Source organism: Candidatus Hydrogenedentota bacterium (assembly GCA_019695095.1).
GTDB lineage: Bacteria > Hydrogenedentota > Hydrogenedentia > Hydrogenedentales > SLHB01 > JAIBAQ01.
In genome coordinates this window covers 1-7,912 of sequence record JAIBAQ010000234.1, presented here as the reverse complement: position 1 = coordinate 7,912, position 7,912 = coordinate 1, and the positions used below count along the sequence as shown (strand labels likewise).

The following is a 7,912-nucleotide window of genomic DNA, read 5'->3' as shown; positions in this document are numbered from 1 at the left end:
TCGAACCACTCGAAGTCGTAGATCTTGAACAATATCAGGATGATCGCAAGGTAGCCGATGAAAGGAACGTACGAAAGCGCGGCGATTCCCAATGCGACGGGAAGGATCACGATGAGGTTGGCGATAAGAGTCTCGTTGGGCATCCGGTTGGCCCACGTCAGATACATGAAGATTCCGATGTAGTAGCTGATAAACGCGGTGAATAGTGAGATGGCAAACAATGCCCGCGCGTGGGCCGGAGTCGCCTCGACGACCGGTTCGCCTTCAACCACTGGTTCAGAAGTATCGCCGCCCGCGTGGAATGCCCCGCGCTCGGGAACCTCAAAACCCTGAGTCACCCAGTAGTAGGCCGCCACCGCAAGAACCAAGACGGCACCCACAAGAGCAACCTTACGCATGAAGTCTTCGTCGATGGTAATCCGCTTATACCAGGGAACGTCTTCCGCTTCCGCAATCACGACGCTGGGCGCGGCAGGCGGAAGATCCACTTCGACCGGATCGATCTTGAGGCTCTCCACCGGCTCGATGAACCCCGTTATCGACTGTTCTTCGGGTTTGATCGCCTGATTGCTGCAGATGTGGCAGACAACCCCCGCCGAAGTCCGGTAGCGATCCCAGTCGCCGCGAAAAGCGCGCCCGCACCGCGCACAGTGTCGTCCAGGGTCGCGAACGGGCGCTTCCTGCACCGGCGCGGAGAAGGGAGACTCGACAGGTTGTTCCACGACAGGGGTCTTGACTTCATTGGCGCGTGGAATGTCCGCGTCGATTGGACGCGCGTTCTTATAGTTGACGGTGAGCTGCTTACCGCAGCCGGGACAGGCATTGGTCATGCCTATCGCAAATTCAGACACGACGATGCGGTGTCCGCATGCACACGTCACTTCAAGATCCACGCCTATACCCCCTCAGAAGCTCTTCCATCAGCATTTTAACCCGGTGTCCTATGGCGCACAAACACTTCTCTCCGCGCCTAGTCATTGCCCCGCACGGAATTGCTTTGTATTCCTTCGTAAGATAGGCTAAACGTTTTGGAGGTTTACGCAACATGGAATTCGTACGCAATCACAAGATTATCACCGGAGTCGTCATCGTCCTGCTGTGTGTCGGGGGTTGCCTGGGACACCGCATGAAGGGGCCGTACCGGAGCTACAAACTCGACCTCGCGCTTCCCGCACCCGGCGAGTCCGTGACGCCGGGCACATTAGAAGTGGGAGTCGCCATACGCAATATCACGCCCGATCTCAGTCTCTACGATACGTGGACCGATGCCGACAACAACGGCAAGTTCGATGAGTCGAAGGGCGACACGTGGCAAGACACGAACGGCAACGGAAAGATGGATCTGGTGTGGATGGCCGGATTCTCGAACAACCGCCCCGCCAAAGGCGTTCACGACAGCCTGTGGGCGCGCGCCGTCGCTTTTCGCAACAACGGCGTGACGGTGGTCATGGTCACGTTGGACAGTATCGGCATCTTCCAAGAGAAGTACATCAAGGTGCGCGAGTCCATCGACCCGAGCCTTGGCGTGGATCACGTCATCTTCTCTTGCCTGCACAACCACGAAGCCCCGGACACGATGGGCATTTGGAGCTATTCGCCGATTCGCCCCAAGTTCGACAAGACGTACATGTCCTTCGTGCAGATTTCGTGCAAGGACGCCATTGAGGAAGCGGTCCGCAATCTTGAGCCTGCCGACATGATCCTCGCCGAAGAGGAGATCAAGCCGGAGGGATTCGTGGATGACAGCCGCCAACCCATCGTCTACGACTTGAAAGTATGCTGCGCGCGATTCGTGAAGCACGGCACCGACGAGACCATCGGCACGATGATCTCGTGGGGCAACCATGTGGAAACCCTCGGCGGAGGCAACTCGCTCCTCACGTCGGATTTCGCGCACTACCTCCGCCAAAGCGTGGAGAGTGGCGTGAGCAATCCCAACGGTATCGAAGGTCTCGGTGGCAAGTGCCTCTATTTCCAAGGCATGGTGGGCGGGCTCATGACGCAGCTCCACACCACGGTTCCCCATCGGGACGGCCAGCGGAAGTTCGAGGAGGCGTCATTCGATAAGGCGGAAGCCCTCGGCGACAACCTCGCGTTGGTGGTCATAAAGGCACTCAAAGGCGAGAAGGCCATCAAACAGGAAAACCCGAAAGTGGCCGTCGTCGCCAAGACCTTCTTCGCGCCGCTGGAGGGAACGTTCAACTACGCCATCATGCTGGGCCTTATTCACCCGGGCTGGTACTGGGGCAAGGCGCGCACGGAAGTAAACGCCGTCCGAATCGGTGACTTGGAGATTCTGACCATTCCCGGCGAACTCTATCCCGAAATCGCCGAAGGCGGCATCGAATCGCCCGAAGGCGCCGACTATCCCGGCGAACCCGTCGAAGTGCCACCGCTGCGCAAGGAGATGCGCGGCAAGGTCAACATGATCTTCAACCTGGCCAACGACGAGATTGGCTACATCATCCCCAAGACGCAGTGGGACACGAAACCGCCGTACGCGTACGGCAGAACCGACGATCCGCAATACGGCGAAGAGAATTCCGGGGGGCCAAACGTAGCAGCCGCGATTCACCGCGAATCCATGGCGGTCCTGCAACGCTTGCACGAAATTACGCCGTAGTCCGCATTCCGCTTCAGAAGCAAAACGAAAGGGGACACCATGAGACTTCGATACGTGGGTATGCTTATCGTCGCAATCACGGCGGCGTTGTGGCCGGCGTGGGCGCAGGAGGGCGCTGTCACGCTGTATGTTGCCGCAAACGGCAACGATCAATGGTCGGGAACGCTGGCGGTACCGAATACGGGACGCTACGACGGACCGTTTGCGACTATCACCGCCGCGCGCAACGCGATTCGCGGCATGAAGAAAGACGGCGTACTGCCGGGACCGGTCACCGTGCTCGTGCGCGAAGGCGAATACCGCATCACGGAGCCTATTGTATTCACGCCCGAGGATTCGGGGACGCGCGCCACGCCGATCGTGTACGCGGCGTATCCCGGCGAGAAACCCGTGCTCAGCGGGGGCTCGCCCATCGCCGGATGGAAGCAGGATGGCAATCTCTGGACGGTCCAGTTGCCGGAAGTCGCCGAGGGCAAATGGTATTTCAGCGCGTTGTGGGCGGATGGCGACTACCGCTGGCGCGCGCGCACTCCTAACGACGGATTCCTCCGCACGGCCGGCAAGGCGACGGCGCCCGAAGGAGCAACGGAAGACGAGAAGAAAGACCTCGCCAAGCGCGCGTTTGTGTTCAACGAGGGAGACATCCAGCATTGGGAAAACCTCGACGATGTGAATCTTATCGCGTACCTCTCGTGGGACGTTGCCCAGAATCGCATCGCGTCGATCGATGACGCCAATCGTGTCGTCACGTTCAAGCAAGCCGCCAACTGGCCGTACGAGAATTGGGGCGCCAAGCAGCGGTACATCGTTGAGAACATTCGCGAGGGACTCGACGCGCCCGGCGAATGGTATCTGGACCGCAAGAGCGGCGTTCTCTCGTATATGCCCAAAGAAGGCGAATCGATCGAGAAGACCACTCTCACGGCGCCTCGCGCCACGAACCTCGTGAAGTTCGACGGCAAGGCAGCGGAAGGCAAGTACGTCGAGTTTGTCACCTTGAGCGGAATCGCGTTCAACCACACGGAGTACACAATACCGGCAGAAGGATTGCCCGACTATCAGGCGGCCTTCCCTGTGTCCGGAGCGATTGATGCCTTCGGCGCGCGCTACTGCACCATCGAGAATTGCGAAGTCGCGCACATCGCCAACTACGCCATCTGGCTCCATGCCGGCTGCCAGAACAATCTCGTCCAGCGGAACCACCTGCACGACCTCGGCGCGGGCGGCGTGCGAATTGGCGAAGGCGGCAGCCCCGCTTCGGAAGCAGAGGCGGCGTCACACAACGTCGTCGACAACAATTGGATTCACGATGGCGGCAAGATCCATCCCGCCGCGGTCGGCGTGTGGATTGGCCGCAGTTCATACAATCGCGTATCGCACAACGAAATCAGCGACCTCTATTACACGGGCGTGTCGTTGGGCTGGTCGTGGGGCTACGATGCGAGTTCTGCCAACCACAACATCATCGAGTACAACCACATTCACAACCTGGGCAAGTACGTGCTGAGCGACATGGGCGGCATCTACTCGCTCGGTATCTCGCCCGGATCGATCGAGCGCGGCAACCACATCCACCACGTGTATTCGTATTCATACGGCGGATGGGGACTGTACACGGACGAGGGCAGTTCCGACATGCTGCTGGAAGGAAACCTCGTGCACGACACGAAGTCCGGCGGATTCCATCAGCACTATGGCAAGGAAAACCGGGTGCGCAACAACATCTTCGCGTTTGCAACCGAGGAAGAGATTATCCGGACACGCGAAGAGGAGCACCTTTCGTTTTTCTTTGAGCGGAACATCGTCCTCATCGACAACGGGAGGTTGCTGGGCAGCAACTGGACCAACAACAACTACCGCAACGACTACAACTGCTATTGGGACATGTCCAATCCGGAGTTGAAGTTCAAAGACAAATCCTTGGCCGAATGGCAAGCGTTGGGACAAGACACGCACTCCGTCATTGCAGACCCGCTGTTTGAGAATGCGTGGGCGCGCGACTTCCGGTTGCGGTCGGATTCCCCGGCTATCAAGCAGCTCGGATTTGTACCTATCGATGCAACGCAGGCAGGTCTCTACGGCGATCCCGCGTGGGTCGATGGCCCCAAACAAATCACTCGCGCACCGTACGGTCCGCCGGCGGAGTAACGGCAATCTCACAAACCATGCGACTCACCGGCGTTTGATGACGCCGGTGAGTTATGAGGATCAGGTGCGAAACACTTGATACGCAAGTATGGGCAATCCCGGGATTTCACAGCGGGTTCCATTGTTCCTGGAAGATACTTCGACATGGATGCCCAGGATGAACAGGATGAACTCCCAGCATTTTGGGGTCCGTGTATTCCTGGCAGAGAGTCCCGCTTCACGACTTCATGCAAGTCAAGCCCGCCCGGGATGCCGACAGGTGTGTCGGCGGAGACCGGGCGCTACGGAATGCAGGATACCTTTCTGGCAATCGGTGTGCATCGGGGTTAATCGGTGGTCAAATTCTTCTTCCGGGCCTCGCGGTGGTTCGTGGCCGCGAGTATCGGCGTCGACGACGGAATTCCTGCCATCTCCTTGCGGCTTTGCACCTTTGCGCCTTTGCGTTGACTTCCTTTCTTCTTGCTTCTTGTGCCTACTTGCCGTGCTTCCGAGAAACTCACATGGTTCGCGGTCATAGTCTATTGCGCGTTTGCTTGGATGTGCTGCGCCACGACAGAGACCACGGTTATCCTGCGCCGCGCTCGGCGAGCGCTGCGCTACTGAATCGCAGCCGAGGGCGGCTGCGCCACACGGATTGCCGGGGAACGCCCGGCACGGAGACCGGGCGCTACGGAATGCAGGATACCTTTCTGGCAATCGGTGTGCATCGGGGTTAATCGGTGGTTGAGTTGCGTTGCTTGCGGCTCCCCATTCGTGTGATTCGTTTCATTCGTGGCTGGAATGGCCTCTGTGGCGCGGCCAGCTCTCGGCTGCGATTGATCGAAAAGAATTGGGGGCCTTCCGGAAGAGTGTCCGAAGGCCCCCAAATAGTCTCTGCGATCTTCGCTACTGGGCTGCGGGTGCGGGTGCTGGGGCGGGCGCTTCAGCAGGAGCAGGAGCAGGCGTCTCAGCCGGTGCTGCATCGGCCGCTGGCGCCGGCGCGGGCGTCTCAGCAGGCGTTGTCGCTTCCACGGGCGCGGCTTCGGTTGGCGCCGCCGGGGCTGCCGCGTCCGAAGCGGGCGCATTCGCGTTACCCGCTGCTTCTTCCGGTTTCTCGGCTTCGGATTCCGAGTCCGTACCCAATACACGCGCCAGCACGGTTTGATCGATTTCGTAAGGATGCTGGTCGCGCAGATACATCAGATAGTCATCGATACGCTTGCCTTGTTCCTGACGGAGAAGCGTCTGCGCGATGCGTTCCTTCTCTTTCGGGAAATCATTCTTCCACGCATCCTCGCTGGGCGGCGTCTTCGCGATTAGTTCCAGGAAGTACGCGCTGCCAATCATGTCCATGACAGGCCCGACAAACGCGCCAGGCTCTTTCTCTCCCAACGCGGCATAGACCTCACGCGGGTTCCACAGCGGTCCGGAACGGAAATCATATCCCTGCACTTTGAATCCCTGGAGCGTCTTGATCTCGACTTCCAGGTCGGGAAATGCCGATTGGATCTCGGCGATGGACTTCGCCTTCTCCGCAACCTGCTGGGAGATCTCCGCCTTCTGCTTCTGGAACTCTTCCGATCGCTGAATGCTGGCCGTTACATCCTTGACCACGGTATCGCGCACGTTCTCAAGCGGCTGCGGAATGGCCGGATCGAACTGGGTAATCTTGGCAATGTAGATGTTGCGCTGCGCGGGCACCGGCGCGGAGATATCGTTGAGTGCATACTGCGCCAACCCGGTTCGGAACAACCGCGTGTCTTCCAGCGGAACGTTTTCTATGTTCAGCGACTCGATGCTGAAAGGACCCGAGTCTTTCACTTCCAGGCCCAGTTCCTTGGCGGCAGCGGCAAGGTCTCCGGTTTCCTTGGCCTTGGTGGCCAGTTGTTCCGCTTTCGCTTCCTGGGCTTTCCGCTCTTCGTCGCTCATCTGCGGACGAAGCAGGATCTCACTCACGCGAATGTCCCGTTGTCCCGCCACTTCGCTCGTTCGCTCTTCCATTACTTTGTAAATCGCGTAGCCGCCCGGCGCTTCCACAACATCACTCACATCGCCGACCTTCAACGCAAAGAGCCCCTTGCGATGCTGCGGCGTCGTCAGCATGTCCGTGATCCAACCGGCATCGCCGCCGCGATCCCTGTCCGGGCCTTCGCTGAACTGCGTAGCGAGTTTGGCAAAGTCCTCACCGTCGCGCGCGCGCTTCACCAACTGGTCAGCCAGTTCGGGCTTGGGTGGAATGACGGAGACGGCCGCAAACGTGGCATGGCGGACTTCCGGCAAGGCGTACTGTTTCGCGTTGTCCTGATATTGCTTGGCGATCTGCTCCTCGGTGGGAACAATCTTCGGGGTCACGGTCGCGTAGCGAATATCCAGCGACGTCTGCTCTTCTTCGAACTGCTTCTTTACTTCCGCTTCCGGCACGCGCGCACCCGCCTGGATACGCTCGATCAGCAACGAACGGCCGATCTGCTCTTGCACCATTTCGTAGAAGCCGTTCCAATTGATGTCGCGGCGGGACACCGTTTCATTCCAGAGTTTCGCATCGAAGTTGCCGTTCGCGTCGCGAAATTCGGGCATCTCCTTCAGTTGCTCCTCAAGGAACTCCTTCGAAAGCACGACGCCTTCTTGAGCGGTCGCTTGCGCTATCAGTACGTTACTGACCAGCCCCTCGACCACGCGCAGCACGGTGCCGTCGGCCATCAGATCCTGTAGCGAGACCTCCTGACCGTATTGGCTTCTCCGCTTCTGCTCCTGACGCAACGCATCGCGGAATTGCTCGGCCGAAATCGGCGTCCCTTCCACTACGGCGATGTTGTCGGATGTTTTGGTCGCGCGCGATTTGTTCGATCCGCTGCCTGCCGAGCCGCCCCACCAAACGAAGGTCGCGATGATCGGCACGAGAAAGAGCCCCAAGATCAAGCGCCTCTTGCGGCGCATCAAGTCTTGCATCAGGTGAAGCATGCTACTAAGGTCCTCCGAAACGCACAGTCATGCACTTGGTTCACGGATAGAATAGATGGCGCTTGCCCATCCACAGAACCCAAGGAGCCTAGCATACGCACGCAAAACCCCGCAACTTGGCGGCCTTTGCACTTGGCGCCCTTTGCGCTCATGAACGTGTTCAGAGTAAGCACAAGACGAGTGCTGCGATTCCCAGGGGGG

Annotated in this window: 4 protein-coding genes; 2 read left to right on the top strand and 2 right to left on the bottom strand. The window is 59.0% G+C overall.

All coding sequences use genetic code 11. The features are described 5' to 3' along the window. Positions 1–893, bottom strand: an 893-nt coding sequence (locus K1Y02_23485) for a hypothetical protein (GenBank protein ID MBX7259345.1), incomplete at its 3' end; no start/stop codon positions are given. Positions 894–1,045: 152 nt separating this feature from the next. Here K1Y02_23485 and K1Y02_23480 point away from each other — a divergent pair. Both K1Y02_23480 and K1Y02_23475 read left to right on the top strand, forming a co-directional pair. Continuing rightward, the gene (locus K1Y02_23480) at positions 1,046–2,623 is read left to right on the top strand and encodes a hypothetical protein (GenBank protein MBX7259344.1); all 1,578 of its coding nucleotides are present in this window, start codon (positions 1,046–1,048) and stop codon (positions 2,621–2,623) included. Positions 2,624–2,662: 39 nt separating this feature from the next. Next, positions 2,663–4,771, top strand: a complete 2,109-nt coding sequence (locus K1Y02_23475) for a right-handed parallel beta-helix repeat-containing protein (protein ID MBX7259343.1) — start codon at positions 2,663–2,665, stop codon at positions 4,769–4,771. A gap of 885 nt (positions 4,772–5,656) precedes the next feature. Here the strand turns inward: K1Y02_23475 and K1Y02_23470 are convergent. Beyond that, the gene (locus tag K1Y02_23470) at positions 5,657–7,711 is read right to left on the bottom strand and encodes a SurA N-terminal domain-containing protein (protein MBX7259342.1); all 2,055 of its coding nucleotides are present in this window, start codon (positions 7,709–7,711) and stop codon (positions 5,657–5,659) included. Positions 7,712–7,912 lie beyond the last annotated feature (201 nt).

What these genes read in the sequence shown, in the direction of transcription:
- K1Y02_23480 (MBX7259344.1), top strand. Translation starts at nt 1,046, where the DNA reads ATGGAATTCGTACGCAATCACAAGATTATCACCGGAGTCGTCATCGTC.
- K1Y02_23475 (MBX7259343.1), top strand. Translation starts at nt 2,663, where the DNA reads ATGAGACTTCGATACGTGGGTATGCTTATCGTCGCAATCACGGCGGCG.
- K1Y02_23470 (MBX7259342.1), bottom strand. Translation starts at nt 7,711, where the DNA reads ATGCTTCACCTGATGCAAGACTTGATGCGCCGCAAGAGGCGCTTGATC.